The following is a 20,629-nucleotide window of genomic DNA, read 5'->3' on the forward strand; positions in this document are numbered from 1 at the left end:
ATCATGCCTACACGCCGCATCATCCTGTCCGGGCTGGCACTGGACGCCCGCATCGGCATTCTCGAACACGAACGTCGGGCGACCCAGCCGCTGCACATCGATGCCGAGTTCGACGTCGATGTCACGCGCAGCGTCGATGACCACGACATCCATAGCGTGCTCGACTACCGCCGATTGCGTGAAGCCATTGTCGAAGAATGTACGCAGGCGCACGTCAACCTGATCGAAACGCTCAGCGAGCGAGTGGCTGCACGCCTGCTGCGGGACTTTACCGAAGTGCGCGCCCTGCGGCTGCGCATCAGCAAACCCATGGCGTTCTCCGACTGCGCCGCCGTGGGCGTTGAAATCCAGCTGACTCGTTAGGCACACTGTTATGCAAGACCAGATCGACACCCCCCTCTCGATGCGCACCCCCGCATCGGAAAAAGCCCGTCGCGAGGGCAACAAGCTGAGCAAGCGCCTGGCGCGCGAAACCACCCGGGCGATTTCCGACTACAACATGATCGAGGCCGGCGACCGGGTGATGGTGTGCCTGTCCGGCGGCAAAGACTCTTACGGGTTGCTCGATATTCTGCTCGGCCTGCGTCAGCGCGCGCCTTTTCCGTTCGATATCGTGGCGGTCAATCTCGATCAGAAGCAGCCTGGCTTTCCGCCCGACATCCTGCCCAACTATCTGAGTTCCCTGGGTGTGCCGTTTCACATCGAAACGCAGGACACGTATTCGATCGTGACGCGCGTGATCCCCGAGGGCAAGACCATGTGTTCGCTGTGCTCGAGGCTGCGGCGAGGTATTCTGTACCGGGTGGCCAGCGAACTCGGCGCCACGAAAATTGCGTTGGGGCACCACCGCGACGATATTCTCGCCACCTTTTTCCTGAACCTGTTTTACGGGGGCAAAGCCAAGGCCATGCCTCCCAAACTGGTTTCGGACGACGGCCGTCACACGGTGATCCGACCCCTGGCCTACGTTCCTGAAAGCGATCTCGTCGCGTACGCCAAGCTGAAGCAGTTTCCGATCATTCCCTGCAATCTGTGCGGGTCGCAAGAAAACCTGAAGCGTCAGGAAGTCGCGCGCATGATCCGGGACTGGGACCGGCAGCACCCGGGGCGGTCGTGGAATGTGTTCAACGCCTTGTCGCGCGTCGTGCCATCGCACCTGATGGACCGCGAGCTGTTCGATTTCGCAGGCCTGAAACCCAGCGGCGTTCCAGATGCCGATGGCGATACGGCCTTCGATACGATGGACCTCATCGAATCGCCGGCGCCGCAAGGCGACCGTTCCGGCTGCGGGGACAACGAACCCCCCCTCGCGGAACAGAAAGTGGTTTTCGCGCGCCTGTAGGCAGCCGCTAGGCGTTGAGCACTCGTACGGGCGTTCCGGCCATCCACGCCTGCACGGCTTCGAGCGCGTTGCGGTAGAAGGCCGTGAAATTTTCGGGGCTGACGTAGCCCAGGTGCGGGGTCAGCACGACGTTGTCCAGCGCCCGCAGCGTGTCGGTGGGCGGCAGCGGTTCTTCGTCGAAGACGTCGAGTCCAGCTCCGGCCAGCCGGCCCTTGCGCAGCGCGTCGAGCAGGGCGTCGTGATCGATCAGCCCGGCGCGTGAAGTATTCACCAGGAACGCCGAGGGCTTCATGGCCGCCAGCGCGGCCGCATCGATCACATGGCGCGTGCTTTCGCTGAGAATCAGATGCACGCTCACTACGTCGGCGTTGGCAAAAAGTTCGTGCTTGGTCACGAATTCCACGCCCGCCGACTGCGCACGTTCAGCGGTGAGGTTAGGGCTCCAGGCCTGCACCCGCATGCCAAAGGCCTTGCCCACCTGGGCGACCGCCGTACCCAGCTTGCCCAGGCCGACCACGCCCAGGCACTTGCCGGCCAGGGGGCGCGGCATGCCCGTCTGCCACAGTCCGCGCCGCATATTGGCATCCTCGACCGTCAGGTTCTTGAACAGGGCCAGGATGTGAGCCCAGGCAAGCTCGGCGGTGGCGGTATTGGCGTCGGCGCTGCCGGGCGCACCGCAAACGACTACGCCTCGGCGCTGGCAGGCGTCCATGTCGATCGCGAGGTTACGCATGCCGGTGGTGACCAGCAGGCGCAATTGCGGCAAGGCCTCGACCAGCTCGGCCGGGAATGGCGTACGCTCGCGCATGGCCACGATGACGTCGAAGGGTTGCAGTACCTGGGCCCGCTCGCTTTCGGGCAGGTAATCGCGGATCGACTGCACCTGGACCCGCGCGCCCAGCGTGTCCCAGTCGGCGTAACGCTGGGCCACGCCGTGGTAATCGTCGAGCAACGCAACCTTGATGACATCGTTATTCACGGTCAGGCTCCGGTCATTGGCCCAGCCGGGCCTGGATCATCTCGAGCGGCGCCGCTCCGTTGAGGCGGCTGCCATCCTGGAAAAAAATGGCGGGCGTCCCGCGCACCATCAGTTGTTGCCCCAGGGCGAGCACCTGCTGGACCGGGGTTTCACATTCGGCCGTGGGCGGCGTCTTGCCGCGCAGCATCCAGTCCTGCCAGACCCGCGCGGGGTTCGAAGCGCACCAGATGTTGCGCGACTTGGTCGTTGAATCGGGTGACAGTACCGGGTACAGGAAGGTGTATATGGTGAGATTGTCGACGCCTTCCAGTGTCTTGTGCAGTTGCTTGCAATAGCCGCAATTGGGGTCTTCGAAGATGGCCATCTTGCGCGACCCGTCGCCACGCACCTGTTTCACGGCCAAGTCGAGTGGCAGGTCGTCAAAAGCCACGGCACCGAGCTTTTCCTGTCGCTCGCGGGTGACGTCGCGGCGCGTCACGGCATCGATGAGCGGGCCTTCCATGACCCAGGTGACTTTCTCGTCGGTGTAGACCAGCTCGGTTCCCAGCTGCACTTCGAAAATGCCGTAAGGCGTGCGATGCACCGCCGTGACGTCGAGTTCGGAAAAGCGTTGCTTGAACCGATCCTTGACCGCCTGCGCCTCGGCATCCGCACCGCCCGTCCCGGCTTTGGCGGTGGCGCCTTGGACAGCATTGGCCTTGCCGGCGGCCGGGCCGGCGGATTCGGACGCCGGCTGCGCGTATGCGCCGGCGGCCACGAATAGGCCGGCCGCGCACAGCGCCCGGGACAGGAATGCAAAAATTCGGGAATTCATGTGTGCTCCTGGGGCGCTCAGTTTCGAGAGGCCCCGTTGATCAAGTGGCGCTTCAGGAAAGGCGAAGCGTCGACCCACTGCATACCGGCGTTACGCAGCCAGGCCAGGGGGGCGATTCGGGTGCCGAACAGGCGGTACAGTCCGTCGGTGGCAAGGCGCATGGCGAAAACGGATTCTGCGCGGGCGCGCTGGTAACGCCGCAGCACCCGCGGGTCGCCCGCCGAGCGATAAGGCTCACGTTCGGCCACCACGCGCGCCAATGCCTCGACATCGCCCAACCCCAGGTTCAAACCCTGCCCGGCCAGCGGGTGCACGCGATGCGCGGCGTCGCCCGCCAGGGCAATGCCAGGCCCCGTCATGTTCGCCTGATCCAGGGTCAGCGGAAATCCATGCACCTTGCTGCGCACCCGCAAGCTGCCCAGGCGCCCTTGCGACGCCTGGGCCAGCAGCGGTTCCAGATGCGCGGCCTGTGCGTCGGGGCCCAGCGACTGCAACGCAGCGGCCTGCGGGTTGCGCATGGACCAGACCATCGACACCTGTGGTCCGGCGGATGTATCGGGCAGCGGCAGCAATGCCAGCACGCCGTCGTCCCGGAACCACTGGAACGCCGTGCCGTGGTGCGGCCGCTCGGCATCGAGATGGGCCACCAGTCCGGTTTCTTCGTAGGGAACCGACGTGTGAGGGATACCCGCCGCGGCGCGCAGCGGCGATGCTGCGCCATCGGCGCCCACGAAAAGGTCGGCCCGCAGCCAAGTGCCCGAACTGGTTTCTACCGCGCCATCGCGATAGCCGACACAACGTTCGTTCAGCCAGGGAATGCCGAACATGCGCACTGCCTGGATAAGCACGCGCTCGATCTCGCCCGATTCGACGATCCAGGCAAGCTGCGGTTGGGCCGCCTGCCAGGCCGTGAGGTCGACCCGGCCGTCGGCGTCGCCATGGATTTCCATGGCCTGCACCGGCGTGATGCGAGCGGACGGCAGGGCATCCCAGATGCCCAGTTCGGCAAGAAACCGCTGGCTGGCCGGCGAAATGGCGTAAACGCGCGGATGGTAGGCATCGGGGTCGGCCGGCGGCACGGCGGCGGCGGGGGCCAGCAGCGCCACGCGCTGGCCTTTGCGCGCCAGGGCCAGCACGCTGGCCAGGCCGATGATGCCGGCGCCGCAGACAACGATGTCGTGACTCATCGTGCGCTCGGCTCCCCGGCCTGCTTGGGCCACAGCACCCACATCTGGCCGCGCTGCTTCATGCGCCCCGCCAAAGCCCCGGCATCATCGCCAAAGCCCCAGTAGAAATCGGCGCGGGCCGGGCCGCGGATGGCGGTGCCCGTGTCCTGGGCGAAGGTCAGGCGCTGCAGCGGCCGGTCGGAAGCCGGCCAGGTAGTGCTCAGGTACACCGGCGCGCCCAGCGGCACGAAGGCGGTATCCACGGCGATGGAACGGCGGGGCGACAGCGGAATGCCGTACGCGCCCTTGGGGCCCAGTTCGGGATCGGTTACCGCTTCTTCGCGGAAGAACACCACGGCGGGGTTGGCATTCAGCATCTCCGGAACCCGTTGCGGATTGCGTTGCGCCCAGGCCCGGATGTTCTGCATGGACGCCTGGTCGGCACGCAGTTCGCCCTGCGCGATCAACCAGCGCCCGATCGAAGCGTACGGCTGGCCGTTGTGGTCGGCGTACGCCAGGCGTATGGTCGTGCCGGCATCGGGTCCGTCGGTCAGCAGCACACGACCCGACCCCTGCACTTGCAGAAAGAAGTTGTCGACCGGGTCGTCGATCCAGACGATGGCAGGCAGCCGCCGGCTGGAAGATTCGATGGCCGCACGGGTGTCGTAGGGCACCACTCGCCTGCCCACCAGCTTGCCGCGCACCCGCTTGCCGGCCAATTCCGGGTACACCGCGCCCAGGTCGATGGTGAGCAGGTCGTCGGGTACGGCATACAAGGGCCACTGATACGGACCGCCCTGCCGGCGCGAACCTCGTACCAGGGGTTCGTAGTAGCCGGTAACCGTGTTTGACGCCGGCCGATCATCGGCGCCGTTCAGGCGCCAGGGCTGCAGATGCGTTTGCAGGAACTGCCGCACGGCCGCGGAATCGGTGGGGGCGGTGGCAGCGTCGGCGGCGGCCGCGCAGACCGGCTGCCATTCACGCGGCGTGGCACGCGCCGGCGCGGCAAGGTTGCCGCTGGTAGGCCGCATCAGGCCTTTGCAGTTGCGAATGAACAGCGGCCAGAACTGCGCCAGGTCGTCAGCCGACCATCCCGGCAGCTCGGCCCAGCTGGCCCGCTGAAAGCGCCCGCCCAGCGTACGGGCCGGAGTATCGGGCAGCGACGACAAACTCGGCACCACCAACGGCCCGGTCATCGAGGGCGCCCCCGCGCCAGGCTGGGCCTGCGGCCGTGCCTGCCCGGGCTCGGGCGGCACTTGGGTCAGGCTGCATGCCGCCAATAGCGGCGGCAGGCACAACAGTCTGAGAAATCGCGTCATGGGCAGATACGGAAAAAGGCTGGCGTGCCCGGCATCAGTGCAAGGTGCGGGGCATGGCCAGCAAGAATTCGGGGATGGGCACTTCAAACGGAATACCGTTCTCGCCCACGCAATGGTAGGTGCCGCGCATCGTGCCCACCGGCGTGCTCAGCGGACAGCCGCTGGTGTACTCGAAGGTTTCACCGGGCGCCAGCAAGGGCTGCTGGCCCACGACGCCCAGGCCGCGCACCTCTTGTACGCGTTGTTCGCCGTCGGTGATTATCCAGTGGCGGCTGATGACTTGTGCGGGATGCTCGCCAGTATTGGTGATGCGCACGGTATAGGCGAACACATACTGCTGTTCGGCGGGGTCGGATTGCTCGGGCACGAAAACGGGAGCAACGGTGACGGTCAGGTCGTAGGGTTTCACGGGCCTTTCCCGGTGTTGGCGCTGGGCGGTTGGGCGGCTTGCCGACAGCAGGTAGGAACCAGGCCGGCAGCATTCAGGTACGGCAAACTACAATAATGGCACATTATGCCCGCGGAAACCCCGATCATCATGCCCACAGCGTCTCCGGTCGCCACTCGAATCGCCCCCAGTATTCTGTCTGCAGACTTCGCCCGGCTGGGCGAAGAAGTGCGCAATGTCGTCGCCGCCGGCGCCGACTGGATCCACTTCGACGTCATGGACAACCATTATGTTCCCAACCTGACGATCGGACCCATGGTCTGCGCCGCGATTCGCCCGCACGTCAAGGTGCCCATCGACGTGCACCTGATGGTCGAGCCGGTCGATGAACTCATACCTCAGTTTGCCAAGGCCGGCGCCAACATCATCACGTTTCACCCCGAGGCGTCGCGGCACGTGCATCGCACGCTTTCCCTCATCCGCGACCATGGCTGCAAAGCCGGTCTGGTGTTCAACCCGGCGTCTCCCCTCGAAGCCATGGACCACGTGATGAACCTGCTCGACGTGGTGCTGCTCATGTCGGTCAACCCTGGCTTCGGCGGCCAGAGCTTCATTCCGACCACGCTGCACAAGTTGCGCGATGCCCGCACGCGCATCGACCGCTGGATGCAGGCAGGCGGCCAGCCCATCCTGCTCGAGGTCGACGGCGGGGTCAAGATCGACAACATCGCCCAGATCCGCGCCGCGGGCGCCGACACCTTCGTGGCCGGGTCCGCCATCTTCGGACAGCCTGACTACGCCGCTGTCATCCAGGCCTTGCGCGGCGAAATCGCCAAAGCTGGCACCCTATCCGCCTGAGGCAACCATGACCACTTTTCAAGCAGTGCTGCTGGATCTGGATGGCACCCTGCTCGATTCGGTACCCGACCTGGCCCACGCGGCCAACGCCATGCGTATCGAACTCGGCATGTCAGCGCTGCGCGAAGACGTCATTGCCACGTTCGTGGGCAAGGGCGTCGACAACCTGGTGCGACGCGCCCTTGCCGGCTCGCTGCAGGACGCCGACCCCGAACCGGCATTGTTTGCCCGGGCGCGCGCGTCCTTTTTCCGCCACTACCATCTGGTCAATGGCGACAAGGCGGCCGTTTTCGATGGCGTGATCGAGGGCCTGAAGGCCATGCGCGACCAGGGCCTGAAGCTTGCGGTCGTGACCAACAAGCCCACCGAATTCACGCTGCCGCTTTTGCAGCGCACCGGCCTGGCCGGCTTCTTCGAAGAAGTCGTCTGCGGCGACACCTGCGAGCAGCGCAAGCCCGACCCCGACCAGATGCTGTACGCCTGCGAGCGGCTGGGCGTGCGCCCGCCCGGGCAGTGGCCATCGGTGACTCGATCAACGACGCGCTCGCGGGCCGTGCCGCGGGTCTGCAGGTGCTGGCCGTACCGTACGGCTACAACGAGGGCCAGGATGTGCACAGCCTGGATGTCGATGGTATAGTTGCCAGCATTGTCGAAGCCGCCCAGTGGATAGCCCTCTGGAACGCTGACCGCAGTCAGGGCAGTCCGGGGGCCTTCCCGGTCTCACCCGTGTAGCGGCGCGGCCAACCCGCAGCTTCAACTACCTGAACCACATCGTCACATGACCGCTCATCCGTCGACTTCCCTGCGCAACGCCTCGTGGCGTTGGTGGCGCTTGTCTTCCGGGTGGCGATGATTCCCTTCCCGGCCCTGGACGCGTCTGCCGCCTAGTGCCGAAGCTGTACAACACAGCGCCAAAGCCCGGAACCTCACCAGACCGGGCTTTTTTGTTGCGCGCCCGGCCCGTAGATTCAGAAAACTGCGAGACCTTCATGACCGAAATCGAATTCAAAGCGCTGGCCGCACAGGGATACAACCGCATTCCGCTGGTGGCCGAAACCTATGCCGACCTGGATACGCCGCTGGCCATCTATCTGAAACTGGCCCACAGCGGATCGCAAGGCGGCCGCATGAGCTGCCTGATGGAATCGGTCGTGGGGGGCGAACGTTTCGGGCGCTATTCCTTCATCGGCCTGCCGGCCCGGACGGTGATCCGCGCCGATGGCACCACCACCGAGGTCTTGCGCGACGGAGAAGTCGTCGAAACACACCAGGGCGACCCCCTGGCCTTCATCGAGCAGTACCAGGGGCGCTTCAAGGTCGCCCTGCGCCCCGGCATGCCGCGGTTCTGCGGCGGCCTGGCGGGCTACTTCGGCTATGACACCGTACGCCACATCGAGCCGCGCCTGGGACCGGCGGTCAAGCCCTATCCGGCCGGCATGGACGGCGGCACCCCCGACATCATGCTGATGCACGTCGACGAACTGGTCATCGTCGACAACCTGGCAGGCCGCACCTACCTGATGGTGTACGCAGACCCCGCCCAGCCCGAAGCCTACAGCCGCGCACAGCAGCGGCTGCTCGACCTGAGGGCACGCCTGCGACGCCCGGTGGAAATTCCGTACAGCCATGCCAGCATGCAGACTGAAGAGCGGCGCGATTTCGACAAGGCCGACTATCTCGCGGCGGTGCGCCGCGCCAAGGAATACATCGCCGCCGGAGACCTGATGCAGGTCCAGGTGGGGCAAGTCATCGCCAAGCCGTTCCGCGATGCGCCGCTGTCGCTCTACCGTGCACTGCGTTCACTGAACCCGTCGCCCTACATGTACTTCTGGAACTTCGGCGATTTCCAGGTGGTGGGTTCCTCGCCCGAGATCCTGGTTCGCCAGGAACAGATAAAGGAAGAGGGCCCCGCGAAGTCGCAGATCACCATCCGCCCGCTGGCTGGCACCCGCAAGCGCGGCTCGACGCCCGAGCAAGACCTCGCCCTGGCCGAAGAGCTGCGCGCCGACCCGAAAGAAATCGCGGAACACGTCATGCTGATAGACCTGGCACGAAACGACGTCGGCCGCGTGGCCGAGGTAGGCTCGGTCAAACTGACGGACACCATGACGATCGAGCGTTACTCGCACGTGATGCACCTGGTGTCCAACGTCACCGGCACCCTGAACGCCAACATGAGCAGCATGGACGTGCTGCGTGCCGCCTTCCCCGCCGGCACCCTGACCGGTGCCCCAAAGGTGCGCGCCATGGAAATCATCGACGAGCTCGAGCCGGTACGACGCGGCATCTACGGCGGCGCCGCCGGGTACCTGAGCTATGGCGGCGAAATGGACGTCGCCATCGCCATACGCACTGGCGTGATCAAGAACGGCATGCTTTATGTGCAAGCGGCTGCCGGGATCGTGGCGGATTCAGACCCCGAACTCGAGTGGGCCGAGACCGAAGCCAAGGCCCGCGCCGTGCTGCGCGCCGCCGAACAGGTGCAGCACGGGCTGGACGAGCCCATCTGACCCCCCGGCCGCGCGCAACCACTGCCCCCAGACGCCAGGGCCGGGGGCAGTTGCCCGGTCAGGATTTCAATGCGCCCAGGACTTCGTCCAGCATCTGCTTGGCATCCCCAAACAGCATGCGGTTGTTCTCTTTATAGAACAGCGGGTTGTCCACGCCGGCGTAGCCCGACGCCATGGATCGCTTCATCACGATTGAATTTCGCGCCCGCCAGACTTCCAGTACGGGCATGCCCGCAATGGGGCTGCCCGGATCTTCCTGCGCTGCCGGATTGACGATGTCGTTTGCGCCGATCACGATGGCCACGTCAGTGTCGGGGAAGTCATCATTGATTTCGTCCATTTCCATCACGATGTCGTACGGCACCTTGGCTTCTGCCAGCAACACGTTCATGTGGCCTGGCATGCGCCCCGCCACGGGATGAATGGCGAACCGCACATCCACCCCTTTGTCGCGCAAGGTACGCGTGATTTCGTTCACCGTGTGCTGCGCCTGGGCGACCGCCATGCCATAACCCGGCACAATGACCACGCTCTTGGCATCGCGCAGCAGTTCGGCCGTCTCGGGAGCGCTGATGGGCGTGACCTCGCCCTGCGGCGCGCCCGCGTCGCCCTTCTTGGCCGGGGCCCCGCCGCCAAACCCACCGGCGATCACGCTGAGAAAGTTGCGGTTCATGGCCGTGCACATGATGTACGACAGAATCGCCCCCGACGAACCGACCAGTGCGCCTGTGACGATCAGCAGGTCGTTGCTGAGCATGAATCCGGTGGCGGCGGCCGCCCAGCCCGAGTAGCTGTTGAGCATCGAGACCACCACGGGCATGTCGGCGCCGCCGATGGCCATGACCATATGGATGCCGAAGAGCAGCGCAATTGCAGTCATGACCAGCAACGGCAACATGCCGTCTGCCACGGTTTCGGCCTGGATGAATTCCCGGCCGAACCAGATCACCAGCAGCAGCGCCACCAGATTCAGCCAGTGCCTGGCCGGAAGCAGCAGGGGCTTGCCGCCGATCTTGCCATTGAGCTTGCCGAAGGCGATGAGCGAGCCCGAGAACGTCACGGCGCCAATCAGGATACCGATGTAGATCTCGACTTCATGGATGATCCTCTCGGCGCCCTCGAACTGCAGCGTAGTGTCGATGTAGCTGGAAAACCCCACCAGGCATGCCGCCAGGCCGACCAGGCTGTGCATCAGCGCCACCAGCTCGGGCATCTGGGTCATTTTCACGATCTTGGCGGCGTATAGGCCTATGGCCCCGCCTATGACCAGCGCCCCGACGATCCATGCGATGCCCGAATTGTCGACCTGCGGGCCGAATACCGTCGCCAGCACGGCCAGGGCCATGCCGAAAATGCCGAACAGGTTGCCCCGCCGCGAGGTTTCCGGGTTGGAAAGCCCACCCAGGCTGAGGATGAAGAGAATGGCGGCGCCGAGATAGGCAACCGTTGCGAGACTTGGAGACATGGCGTCCTTCTCTATTTATTATTTACGGAACATTGCCAGCATGCGGCGCGTGACGGCGAACCCGCCGAACATATTGACCGCGGTAAGCACCAGCGCCACGAAGGCCATCCAGCGGATGAGGTCGTCGGGCCGCCCCGCCATGCCCTCGGCCGGCGACGCGATCTGCACCAGCGCCCCTATCGCGATGATGCTCGAAATGGCGTTGGTGACGCTCATCAGCGGTGTGTGCAGGGCCGGCGTGACGTTCCAAACCACCATGTAGCCGATAAAGCAGGCCAGCACGAATACCGTGAAATGGCCCAGAAAGGCCGCGGGCGCGAAACTGCCTATGAACCAGAAGGCGGCGGCCGCCACCGCGAAAATACCGGCAACCACTTTGGCGGGCAGGGGCCCGCTGCGGCCATGGCCATGGCCGCCTTGCCGCGCAGGAGGCGTTGCGGCGGGGGCGGCGGCGGGCGGCGGAGCGGCCTGCTTCAAGGGCGGCGCGGGCCACGTGATCTCACCGTCCTTCACCACAGTCAGGCCGCGTATGGCGTCGTCGTCCATATTGACAACGGCCCGCCCGTCTTTGGCCTTGCACAGTTCTTCAGCAAGTCGAAGCAGGTTGGTCGCATACAGCGTGGACGATTGCTTGGCCAGGCGAGAAGCCAGGTCGGTATAGCCGATGATGGTCACGCCGTGGCGCACCACAGCCTCGCCGGGCACGGTGAGCTCGCAATTGCCACCCTGCTCGCCCGCCATGTCCACGATCACGCTGCCGGGCTTCATCGACTGCACCATTTCGGCAGTGATCAGCTTGGGTGCGGGTTTGCCGGGGATCAGCGCGGTGGTGATGATGATGTCGGCATCTTTGGCCTGTTCGGCGTACATCGCGCGCTGGGCCGCCTGGAAACCTTCGCTCATGACTTTGGCATAGCCGCCTCCGCCCGAGCCTTCTTCTTCGTAGTCAACCTTGACGAACTCGCCCCCGAGCGACTTGACCTGGTCGGCCACTTCGGCCCGCGTGTCGTTGGCCCGCACAATGGCGCCCAGGTTGGCCGCGGTGCCGATGGCAGCCAGCCCAGCCACGCCGGCGCCCGCCACGAATACCTTGGCGGGAGGCACCTTCCCCGCCGCGGTGATCTGGCCGTTGAAATAACGCCCGAATGCGTTCGCGGCCTCGATCACGGCGCGGTATCCGCTGACGCCCGCCATCGACGTGAGCGCGTCCATCTTTTGCGCGCGCGACAAAGTGCGTGGCAGGCAATCAATGGCCAGTACTGTGGCCTGCTTGCCGGCCAGCTGCTGCATCAGTTCGGGGTTCTGCGCCGGCCAGATAAAGTCGACCAACGTGCCGCCGGTGCGCATCAGCGCCACTTCCTCGACGTTGGGCGGACGCACCTTGAACACGATATCCGACCCCGCCCACAGCGCCGCGGCGTCATCGACAATGTCGGCGCCGGCCGCCCGATAGGCGTCGTCGCTGAAATTTGCCGCCGCGCCAGCGCCCGATTCCACGGCCACGTGGAATCCGAGCTTGATCAGTTTCTCGACGACGTCGGGAACCGTGGCGACGCGTTTCTCGCCGGGAAAGGTTTCGCGCGGAATACCTATGCGCTGCGCCTGCGGTGTCGAATCATTCTGCATGGAGGACATCCTCGGAAAGTACGTGGCTGCGCCAGATGCCGCGGGCGAGCCGATGCACATAAAGCCGCTGAAAGCGGCCTGATCTGATAAAGCCAAATGCGGGTGGATCGGGTATTGCGGATCGGTACGTACTGGGTCGGCGAGCGACAACGCATGCCTCGCCCTGCCGATCAGCAGCGAAAGCTTACATGTTTCTGGCGCATCTGCGCACAAATTGCCCCAGGGCGCTTTCTGAATGCGCGGAATCGGCTGGCCCGGCACCAGCGCTTCCCGCCCGCCGGCCCGGTCCGCAGGTTCCACGCCGGTGCATCGGGATGCGTGTGCAGCCTGGCCGGATACCCCCGGACGGCGCCGCACATGGTAATATTCTTCCCGCTCGCGGCTTGCCGCAATCTATGCATTTCCGGTTTGCCATGACCCGTATCGCTACGATCAATTTTGCCAAGTGGTGGCGCTTCCAATAGGAAGCGGCACGTTGCTGCGGTCTCAAACCGCACCTTGCCGCCGTACCGGCAGGCAAGGTTCAGCAAAATGGCACTCCGGCACGGCGGCTCCAACACCCAAGGAGATCTGCCCAATGCCCGTCAATTTCCCCCCCGCAGCCCACCGCCGGCAAACTCAGCCGGGGCGACGTCGTGCGCAGGTTCGTGCGTCCCTGGACATCACCCTCCCGGTAGCCTCCCATTCAGCCGTCTCCGCGCCAAGGAATCTCGATGCCTAAATTGCTGATGATCGACAACTACGATTCCTTCACCTACAACCTGGTGCAGTACTTCGGCGAACTCGGTGTCGAGGTGCAGGTGGCTCGCAACGATCAGATCTCGCTGGACGAGATTGCCGCGCTTCGGCCCGATCACATTTGCGTGTCGCCCGGGCCCTGCTCGCCCGCCGAAGCCGGGATATCCGTGGCCCTGATTCAGCGGTTCGCGGGCCAGGTGCCCATCCTGGGGGTGTGCCTGGGTCATCAGGCCATCGGCGCAGCGTACGGTGGCGATATCGTGCGGGCCCAGCAGATCATGCATGGCAAGACGGTTCAGGTAACCCATCGCGGCACCGATGTGTTCGCCGGCCTGCCGTCGCCCTACACCGTCATCCGTTACAACTCGCTGACCATAGACGCCGGCACACTGCCAGACTGCCTCGAGGTGACGGCCACAGCACCCGACGGAGACATCATGGGCGTGCGGCACAAGACCCTGCCGTTGTATGGGGTCCAGTTCCACCCCGAGTCCGTGCTGAGCGAGCACGGACATGACCTGCTGCGCAACTTCCTGAATATCAAATAACAAGGCAACGACCATGTCCATCTCGCCCGCTGAAGCCCTCACGCGCTGCATAGAACATCGCGAAATCTTCCACGACGAAATGCTGCACCTGATGCGCATGCTGATGCGCGGGGAAATGTCTCCGCAGATCGCCAGCGCACTGCTCATGGGGTTGCGCGTCAAGAAAGAAACCGTTGGCGAGATCACGGCTGCCGCGCAAGTCATGCGCGAATTCGCCACGCCCGTCGTCACGCCGAATCCGCAAGACCTGCTCGACATGTGCGGCACCGGCGGCGACGGCAGCCATACCTTCAACATATCCACCACCGCGATGTTCGTGGCCGCCGCGGCTGGCGTGCCCATCGCGAAGCACGGCGGGCGCAGCGCGTCCTCGTCATCGGGCAGTGCCGATGTACTCGAGGCCCTGGGCGCCAATCTGGACCTCACCCCTGAGCAGGTGGCCGAATGCATCCAGGCCACCGGCATCGGCTTCATGTTCGCCCCCGCCCACCATAGCGCCATGAAGAACGTGGCGCCCGTGCGCAAAGAACTGGGCGTGCGCACCATTTTCAACATACTGGGCCCACTGACCAATCCCGCCAACGCCGCCAACCAGCTGATGGGTGTGTTCCACCCCGATCTCGTAGGCATCCAGGTGCGCGTCCTGCAACGCCTGGGTTCGCGCCATGTGCTCATTGTGCACGGCAAGGACGGCATGGACGAAGCCTCGTTGGGCGGCGCCACCATGGTGGGTGAACTCAAGGACGGCGAAGTGCGCGAATATGAGATCCATCCCGAAGACTACGGTCTGGCAATGGTGTCTAATCGAGGCATCAAAGTCACCAACCGTGAAGAATCGCGCGAGCTCGTCATACAGGCGCTGGATAATGTCGATGGCGTTGCCCGCGACATCGTTGCCCTGAACGCCGGCCTGGCCATCTACGCCGGCAACAAGGCCGACTCCATCGATCAAGCACTGAAACTGGCCTTTGAAACGATTTCTAACGGCGCGGCCCGTGCCAAGCTGGAAGAATTCTGCGCATACACCCGGAAGCTCCAGAAATGAACGACATTCTCGCGAAGATCCTCGCCGTGAAGGCCGAGGAAGTCGCAACGGCCCGACAAATGCGCAGCGAGGCCGAACTGTTGCGTGAAGCGCAGGCGCGCCAGGATGTGCGGGGCTTTGCCCAGGCCATCGAAGACAAGATTGCGCAGGGCAAGGCGGGCGTCATCGCCGAAATCAAGAAAGCCTCGCCTTCCAAGGGCGTGCTGCGAGACAACTTCGACCCGGCCGCCATTGCCGCCACCTACGCGGTGCACGGCGCAGCGTGCCTGTCGGTGCTGACCGACGTGCAGTTTTTCCAGGGCTCGCACGACAATCTGCGGCGCGCCCGCGCGGCGTGCCCGCTGCCCGTGTTGCGCAAAGACTTCGTCATCGACCCGTACCAGGTGATCTCGGCGCGTGCCATGGGCGCCGATTGTGTGCTGCTCATCGTGGCGGCCCTGTCCCCCAGCCACCTGCGAGAACTCGAAGACCTTGCGGTGGAACTCGGCATGGATGTACTGGTTGAAGTCCACGACGCCAAAGAACTGGACGTGGCTCTCAGCCTGCAAACGCCGCTGCTCGGCATCAACAACCGGAACTTGCGTACGTTTGAAACCAGCTTGAAGAATACGCTGGACCTGTTGCCGCTGATCCCTCCCGGCAAGCGCGTGATCACCGAAAGCGGCATTCTCACGCCCGAAGACGTGCAGCTCATGCGCAGCCACAAGGTCGATGCTTTCCTGGTGGGCGAAGCCTTCATGCGAGCCGAAGACCCCGGTGTCGAGCTGGCGCGCCTGATGGCCTGAGCGCACCCGCCCGGCGCTGCGCGGCACGCCGGTTGCTGCCTGTGGCGTCGCGCTTTCCCCTCGCCTGGCCTGCCGCGGCGCTGCAGGCCGGTCCACTACCTACCGGAGACTCACAATGCCACAGCGATTGCGTTGGTTATTAGCGGCAGCGGCCGGCCTGCTGCTGGCGGGCTGCGCGCAAGGTCCGCATGACCCTGGCCCGCCCCACCCCGGTGCCGTCAACCCGTACAGTACCGGCGGCTTCCACGATGCGGGGCCCAATTACCCCGACACCGGACGCTGACGCGACGCCCCGCGCTGAACGCCGGGTCGTCGAGGGGGCTGGCCGCCGGATTCGGCGCGCGGGTATTGCGGTTATTTCCCGCCCGACACCTCGATGAACGAACCGGTGGTGTAGGCAGCCTCGTCCGAGAAAAACCACATCACGGCGCCAGCCACCTCGTGTACCGTGCCTCCGCGTTGCAGCGGGATGGCGCTGGCCAGGCGATCGACGCGGCCGGGTTCGCCCCCGCTGGCATGCATCTCGGTATAGATGGTGCCCGGGCGTACGGCGTTGACGCGGATTCCATCGCCTGCCACTTCTTTGGACAAGCCGATGGTAAGGGTATCCAGGGCTCCCTTGGAAGCGGCGTAATCTACGTATTCGCCGGGCGAACCCAGGCGGGCGGCCACCGACGAGACGTTGACGATGCTGCCACCCCGTCCGCCATGGCGTGGCGCCATGCGCCGCACGGCTTCCCGGCAGCACACCATGGCGCCCACCACATTCGTGGCCAGGATGCGGGTGATGCGAGCCGCGTCCATGTCTTCGACGCGCATCTGCGTTTCAAGCACGCCCGCATTGTTCACCAGGGCGTCGACGCGCCCGAGCTGCTCGTCAACGGCCTGGAACAGGCGCACCACCTGCGCTTCATCGGCTACATCGCCAGCGACGGCAATGGCGCGACCGCCATCGGCCTGTATGGCCTGCACCACCTCGTCGGCCGCGTCACGGCGGCTGCGGTAGTTCACGCAGACGGCGTAGCCCCGTTGCGCGGCGAGGCGCGCGACCGCGGCGCCTATCCCGCGGCTGCCGCCCGTCACTATCATGACTTTATCGTTAGACATCCTTCACCCTTGCAGAAAAAAGCCGCCGGCACCGGCTGAAGTGCGGCGGCGTCGGACGGCCGCGCGTCAGGCCTGCGACCGCTCGTTGCGCACTGCCCAATGCAATGCATCTTCAAGGCGGTCGTTGCCCCAGAACATTTCCTTGCCCACCATCAGGGTGGGCGCGCCGAATATTCCAAGTTCCCGGGCGCGGTCGACGCGTCGGCGCAGGGCTTCCTTGATGGCCTCCTCGCGAGCCTGTTCCACCAGCGCCTTGCCGTCGAGCTGCAAGGCATCGGCCAGCCCGGCCACTACCGACACGTCCTGAATGTCGAGGTCATCGGCGAAGCTGGCCCGGAACACGGCACGGCAGAAATCGCCCCCCCAGGGCTGGTCCTGCCCCAACAGGGCTACACGGGAAGCCAGCACGCTCACCCTGGGAAATTGGCTGGGCCGGCGATAGGCGATGCCGTACTTCTCGGCCAGGCGCGCCACATCGCGCATCATGTAAGCGCCCTTGCCCGGGAACAGGCGGAACGGCGAGTCATTCCAACCCTGTGCCTGGAATATCGGTCCCAGCAGGAACGGGCGCAGCGTCACCTGCACGCCGGCCTGCCGTGCCAGCGGCTCTACCCGTTCAACGGCCAGGTAGCTGTACGGACTGGCGAAATCAAACCACAACTCACACGAGGCAGCAGGTTCATTCATATCGAGGCTCCGGGATCAGTGCCACCCTCGCACGGGGCAGCCCGCTCATCACGATATCGCGATTGCCGTGCAACTGCACGGCGTCACCCACCCCCAGCACGTGATCTTCGCGGCTCGGGTATTCCGATATCCACACCGTGCCCGCCTGGCACAGGATACGCAGCTCGGGCCCGCGCTCCAGCCGCACGGGCGTGCGCGTCAACGCCATTGACATTCCTGTCATGCAAACCAGCTGTATCGAATTGGATGCCATGGGGCTCTCCCTGCCGCGCTGCGCCGCACGCCGTTCGGGCGATGGTTATGGGGGACTGCTCATATTGAACGTCGCCGGGTATGATTGCTCAACCGATTTCCACGCCGCAGTCACATGCGCCACAGGAATGTCATTTCCGCTCTCCAAGCTACCCCCACTTGATCTCGTTCGCGGATTCGTAGCCGTCGGGCGGCGCATGAGCATCACCGCGGCAGCCCAGGACTTGCATCTGACCCAGTCCGCCGTCAGCCGGCAGGTCCGCGCGCTCGAAGAACACCTGGGCGTGGCGCTTCTGACCCGCGGTTTCCGCTCCGTGGCATTTACCGTGGAAGGCGCGCAACTGTTTCGGCTGGCCGACCCGTGGCTGGCGCAGCTCGGTGACCTGGCCGCCCAATGGCGGGCCCCCGAACGTCGCACCCCGGTGACCGTCACCACGACCATCGGCGTGGCCTCGCTCTGGCTGCTGCCAGGATTGGGCGAATTCCAGGCCGAACATCCCGCCATCGATGTGCGCGTCGCGGCCGACAACCGTGTGCTTGATATTGACCATGACGGGGTCGATATCGCCATCCGCTACAGCCCGCGTGGAGCTGTTCCCGACGGCGCCCAATGGCTGTTTGGCGAGGCCGTGGTGCCAGTCGCGCATCCCTCGCTGGGTGTCATCGCGCTCAACGCCGCCACGCTGCCCCATGCGGTGCTGCTCGACTTTGACGACCCCACGCGACCATGGCTGCAATGGAGCGAATGGCTGCAGGTCCATCGGCTTGGCAACGTCCGGCCCAAAGGCATGCTGCGCTTCAATCAGTACGACCAGGTCGTCCATGCCGCGCTCGCAGGCCATGGGGTCGCATTGGGTCGGCGGGCTCTGGTCGAGCCATTGGTGGCACAGAAACGCCTGATCGCCGTGGGCGATCCGTTGCAAAGCGCGTCCCGTCATGCGTACTGGATGATCCGCTCGGCGCGCGCCCGATCGGCCGATGTCGATGTCGTGGCGCACTGGCTGGCTTCGCGCGCGCGAGACACGGCGCGCGCGCTCGACTGATTCGCGCTATCCTCGACGCACCCCAGCCAGCCTAAACGGAGCCACCCCACATGCGTTACCCGGTCTGTTCCCTGCCGCGCCGACTCTTGGGCGCCTTCAGCCTGGCCACCGCGGCCCTATTCGCCGGGGCGGCGCCCGCCCACGCGGTTGCGCCCCTGCAGACGGCGCAGGCGCCGGGGTTTTATCGCATGGCGCTGGGCGACTTCGTTGTCACGGCGCTCTACGATGGCTATGTGGAACTGGACCCGGCGCTGCTCAGGGGGGCGAGCGGCCCTGACATCCAGACGCTGCTGGCCAACATGTACGTGCCGGCCGATCCCGTCATGCAGACCGCCGTGAATGCCTACGTCGTCCAGAATGGCAAGCAGGTCGTCCTGGTGGATACGGGCGCCGGCCCTTGCCTGGGGCCGACCGCGGGTGCGCTGAATGACGCATTGCGCTCCGCAGGATTCCAGCCCGAGCAGATCGACGCGGTATTGCTCACCCACCTGCATCCCGACCATGCGTGCGGCCTGCTGACTCCGCAGGGCACGCCGCGCTTCCCCAACGCCGACGTCTATGCCGCCCGGGCCGATGCCGATTTCTGGCTCAGTACGACGGCGGCGGCCCAGGCTCCCGCCGACGCGCAGCCATTTTTCAAGATGTCCCGCGATTCGGTGGCGCCTTACCAGGCCACGGGCAAATTCCTGACCTTCCAGCCTCAAGACACGCTGCTGCCTGGTGTGCAGGCGGTGTCCACGCCGGGCCACACGCCCGGCCACACTTCGTATCTGTTCACGTCCGGCCGACAGGCCCTGCTGGTATGGGGCGACATCGTGCACAGCCATGCCGTCCAGTTTGCCCGGCCGGAAGTCGCGATCGAATTCGATGTCGATACCGCGCAGGCCATTGCTACCCGCAAGCGGATTTTCGCTGACGCGGCACGGGACAAGCTCTGGGTCGCGGGCGCGCACATGCCGTTTCCGGGCCTGGGGCACGTGCGTACCGACGGCCATGGTTACGCCTGGGTTCCCGCCGAATACGCGCCGCTACGGCCGCGTCCGGCGCAGCCGTAGTGGCGCGCGCGGTACTTATCCCCCGTAGCGCTCGAACCAGTCGAGCATGCGGCTCCATGCATCCTGCGCGGCCTCTTTGCGATAGCTGGGCCGATAATCTGCATGGAAGCCGTGCGGCGCCTCTTTATAGAGACGTATCTTCGACTGCCGGGCCGGTTCCGAACCCTTGCCTAGCGCGGCTCGCATCTGCTCGACGTCATCCACGGGAATGCCCGCGTCGGCTTCGCCATACAGGCCCAGCACGGGCGCGGCCATACGATCGACCACCGAGATCGGATCCTGGGGCTTGATGGGGCTGGTGGTATTGCGCACGTGGCCATACCAGGCAGCGCCAGCGCGCAGCCTGGGGTTGTGCGCCGCATACAGCCACACGATGCGGCCGCCCCAGCAAAAGCCCGTAGCCATCAGACGCTTGGGATCGCCACCGGTTTCGGCCGCCCATGCAGCGGCCGCGTCCAGATCGCTCATCACCTGCTCATCGGGCACCTTGTCGATGATTTCGGCGCGCAGCTTCGCGATCTCGGTGTACTTGGACGCATCGCCCTGACGGGCGAACAGTTCGGGCGCGATCGCCAAGTAGCCCGCCTTGGCCAGTCGGCGGCAGACATCCTGCATGTACTCGTGCACGCCGAAGATCTCGTTGATGACCAGCACGGTGGGCAAGGCCTTGCCCCCCTTGGGCGCCGCGCGATACGCCGGCATTTGGCCACCCGGCACGGGAATCTGCACCGGGCCGGCGTCGAGGCCATCGGCAGACGTTGCTATTGCCGTGGCCGCCGCCGCATGACCGGTTGCCGTCGTAAAACCCGTGGCCAAAGCAGTGACTACGAAGGTGCGCCGGTCCAGCCGCAAGGGCGGCAGCAGGCTGTCGAACTGCGAATCTCGGGACATTGGGGATCTCC

Annotated in this window: 20 protein-coding genes and 1 pseudogene; 10 read left to right on the forward strand and 11 right to left on the reverse strand. The window is 65.2% G+C overall.

Annotated features, from left to right (window positions below; all coding sequences use genetic code 11):
• Nucleotides 1-3: 3 nt before the first annotated feature.
• Together folB and ttcA are read left to right on the forward strand one after the other, a co-directional pair.
• Complete coding sequence (gene folB, locus ACV17W_RS11950) at nt 4-363, forward strand: dihydroneopterin aldolase (protein WP_462592551.1); 360 nt, start codon at nt 4-6, stop codon at nt 361-363.
• Between the two features lie 10 nt (nt 364-373).
• Complete coding sequence (gene ttcA / locus ACV17W_RS11955) at nt 374-1,342, forward strand: tRNA 2-thiocytidine(32) synthetase TtcA (protein ID WP_462592552.1); 969 nt, start codon at nt 374-376, stop codon at nt 1,340-1,342.
• A 7-nt stretch (nt 1,343-1,349) separates the two neighbouring features.
• Here ttcA and ACV17W_RS11960 read toward each other — a convergent pair whose 3' ends face one another.
• The 5 genes from ACV17W_RS11960 to apaG are packed head-to-tail and all read right to left on the reverse strand — an operon-like array spanning nt 1,350 to nt 6,029.
• Nucleotides 1,350-2,306 (reverse strand): D-2-hydroxyacid dehydrogenase family protein, encoded by a 957-nt coding sequence (locus ACV17W_RS11960; RefSeq protein ID WP_462596531.1) that lies wholly within the window; start codon nt 2,304-2,306, stop codon nt 1,350-1,352.
• Nucleotides 2,307-2,334: 28 nt separating this feature from the next.
• The gene (locus ACV17W_RS11965; protein WP_462596532.1) at nt 2,335-3,156 is read right to left on the reverse strand and encodes a DsbC family protein; all 822 of its coding nucleotides are present in this window, start codon (nt 3,154-3,156) and stop codon (nt 2,335-2,337) included.
• Nucleotides 3,153-4,322 (reverse strand): UbiH/UbiF family hydroxylase, encoded by a 1,170-nt coding sequence (locus ACV17W_RS11970; RefSeq protein ID WP_462592553.1) that lies wholly within the window; start codon nt 4,320-4,322, stop codon nt 3,153-3,155. Before ACV17W_RS11970 ends, ACV17W_RS11965 begins: the two co-directional genes overlap by 4 nt.
• Entirely contained in the window at nt 4,319-5,620 is a 1,302-nt protein-coding gene (gene mltA / locus ACV17W_RS11975; RefSeq protein WP_462592554.1) for a murein transglycosylase A, read from the reverse strand. The genes ACV17W_RS11970 and mltA overlap by 4 nt, the downstream gene beginning before the upstream one ends.
• A gap of 34 nt (nt 5,621-5,654) precedes the next feature.
• Nucleotides 5,655-6,029, reverse strand: coding sequence for a Co2+/Mg2+ efflux protein ApaG (apaG, locus tag ACV17W_RS11980; RefSeq protein ID WP_462592555.1), 375 nt, complete (start codon nt 6,027-6,029; stop codon nt 5,655-5,657).
• 105 nt (nt 6,030-6,134) lie between these two features.
• Here apaG and rpe point away from each other — a divergent pair, with 105 nt between their 5' ends.
• The 3 genes and pseudogenes from rpe (at nt 6,135) to trpE (ending at nt 9,376) form a co-directional block, all read left to right on the forward strand.
• Complete coding sequence (rpe, locus tag ACV17W_RS11985; RefSeq protein WP_462592556.1) at nt 6,135-6,866, forward strand: ribulose-phosphate 3-epimerase; 732 nt, start codon at nt 6,135-6,137, stop codon at nt 6,864-6,866.
• 7 nt (nt 6,867-6,873) lie between these two features.
• Nucleotides 6,874-7,598, forward strand: a pseudogene (locus ACV17W_RS11990) (phosphoglycolate phosphatase).
• Nucleotides 7,599-7,855: 257 nt separating this feature from the next.
• A complete protein-coding gene (gene trpE, locus ACV17W_RS11995) occupies nt 7,856-9,376 on the forward strand; it encodes an anthranilate synthase component I (RefSeq protein WP_462592557.1) in 1,521 nt (506 codons plus the stop codon).
• Nucleotides 9,377-9,434: 58 nt separating this feature from the next.
• On the opposite strand, the gene pntB is transcribed toward trpE, so the two are convergent.
• Together pntB and ACV17W_RS12005 are read right to left on the reverse strand one after the other, a co-directional pair.
• Nucleotides 9,435-10,841, reverse strand: coding sequence for a Re/Si-specific NAD(P)(+) transhydrogenase subunit beta (gene pntB / locus ACV17W_RS12000; RefSeq protein ID WP_462592558.1), 1,407 nt, complete (start codon nt 10,839-10,841; stop codon nt 9,435-9,437).
• An 18-nt stretch (nt 10,842-10,859) separates the two neighbouring features.
• A complete protein-coding gene (locus ACV17W_RS12005; protein WP_462592559.1) occupies nt 10,860-12,467 on the reverse strand; it encodes a Re/Si-specific NAD(P)(+) transhydrogenase subunit alpha in 1,608 nt (535 codons plus the stop codon).
• A gap of 713 nt (nt 12,468-13,180) precedes the next feature.
• Between ACV17W_RS12005 and ACV17W_RS12010 the strand changes: the two genes are divergently transcribed.
• The 3 genes from ACV17W_RS12010 to trpC are packed head-to-tail and all read left to right on the forward strand — an operon-like array spanning nt 13,181 to nt 15,583.
• Entirely contained in the window at nt 13,181-13,753 is a 573-nt protein-coding gene (locus tag ACV17W_RS12010; protein WP_462592560.1) for an anthranilate synthase component II, read from the forward strand.
• Between the two features lie 13 nt (nt 13,754-13,766).
• On the forward strand, nt 13,767-14,798 hold the full coding sequence (gene trpD / locus ACV17W_RS12015; protein ID WP_462592561.1) for an anthranilate phosphoribosyltransferase: 1,032 nt from the start codon (nt 13,767-13,769) through the stop codon (nt 14,796-14,798).
• Nucleotides 14,795-15,583 (forward strand): indole-3-glycerol phosphate synthase TrpC, encoded by a 789-nt coding sequence (gene trpC, locus ACV17W_RS12020; RefSeq protein ID WP_462592562.1) that lies wholly within the window; start codon nt 14,795-14,797, stop codon nt 15,581-15,583. Before trpD ends, trpC begins: the two co-directional genes overlap by 4 nt.
• A 354-nt stretch (nt 15,584-15,937) precedes the next feature.
• On the opposite strand, the gene ACV17W_RS12025 is transcribed toward trpC, so the two are convergent.
• From ACV17W_RS12025 to ACV17W_RS12035, 3 genes are all read right to left on the reverse strand, one after another.
• Nucleotides 15,938-16,690, reverse strand: a complete 753-nt coding sequence (locus ACV17W_RS12025; RefSeq protein ID WP_462592563.1) for an SDR family oxidoreductase — start codon at nt 16,688-16,690, stop codon at nt 15,938-15,940.
• 66 nt (nt 16,691-16,756) lie between these two features.
• Complete coding sequence (locus tag ACV17W_RS12030) at nt 16,757-17,377, reverse strand: DsbA family protein (RefSeq protein ID WP_462592564.1); 621 nt, start codon at nt 17,375-17,377, stop codon at nt 16,757-16,759.
• Nucleotides 17,370-17,630 (reverse strand): DUF2917 domain-containing protein, encoded by a 261-nt coding sequence (locus ACV17W_RS12035; protein WP_462592565.1) that lies wholly within the window; start codon nt 17,628-17,630, stop codon nt 17,370-17,372. Before ACV17W_RS12035 ends, ACV17W_RS12030 begins: the two co-directional genes overlap by 8 nt.
• 127 nt (nt 17,631-17,757) lie before the next feature.
• Between ACV17W_RS12035 and ACV17W_RS12040 the strand changes: the two genes are divergently transcribed.
• Nucleotides 17,758-18,672 (forward strand): LysR substrate-binding domain-containing protein, encoded by a 915-nt coding sequence (locus tag ACV17W_RS12040; protein ID WP_462592566.1) that lies wholly within the window; start codon nt 17,758-17,760, stop codon nt 18,670-18,672.
• Between the two features lie 50 nt (nt 18,673-18,722).
• Entirely contained in the window at nt 18,723-19,727 is a 1,005-nt protein-coding gene (locus tag ACV17W_RS12045) for an MBL fold metallo-hydrolase (RefSeq protein ID WP_462592567.1), read from the forward strand.
• 15 nt (nt 19,728-19,742) lie between these two features.
• Here ACV17W_RS12045 and ACV17W_RS12050 read toward each other — a convergent pair whose 3' ends face one another.
• The gene (locus tag ACV17W_RS12050; RefSeq protein WP_462592568.1) at nt 19,743-20,618 is read right to left on the reverse strand and encodes a dienelactone hydrolase family protein; all 876 of its coding nucleotides are present in this window, start codon (nt 20,616-20,618) and stop codon (nt 19,743-19,745) included.
• Nucleotides 20,619-20,629 lie beyond the last annotated feature (11 nt).

Source organism: Bordetella sp. MIP270_01_BMS, assembly GCF_054958705.1.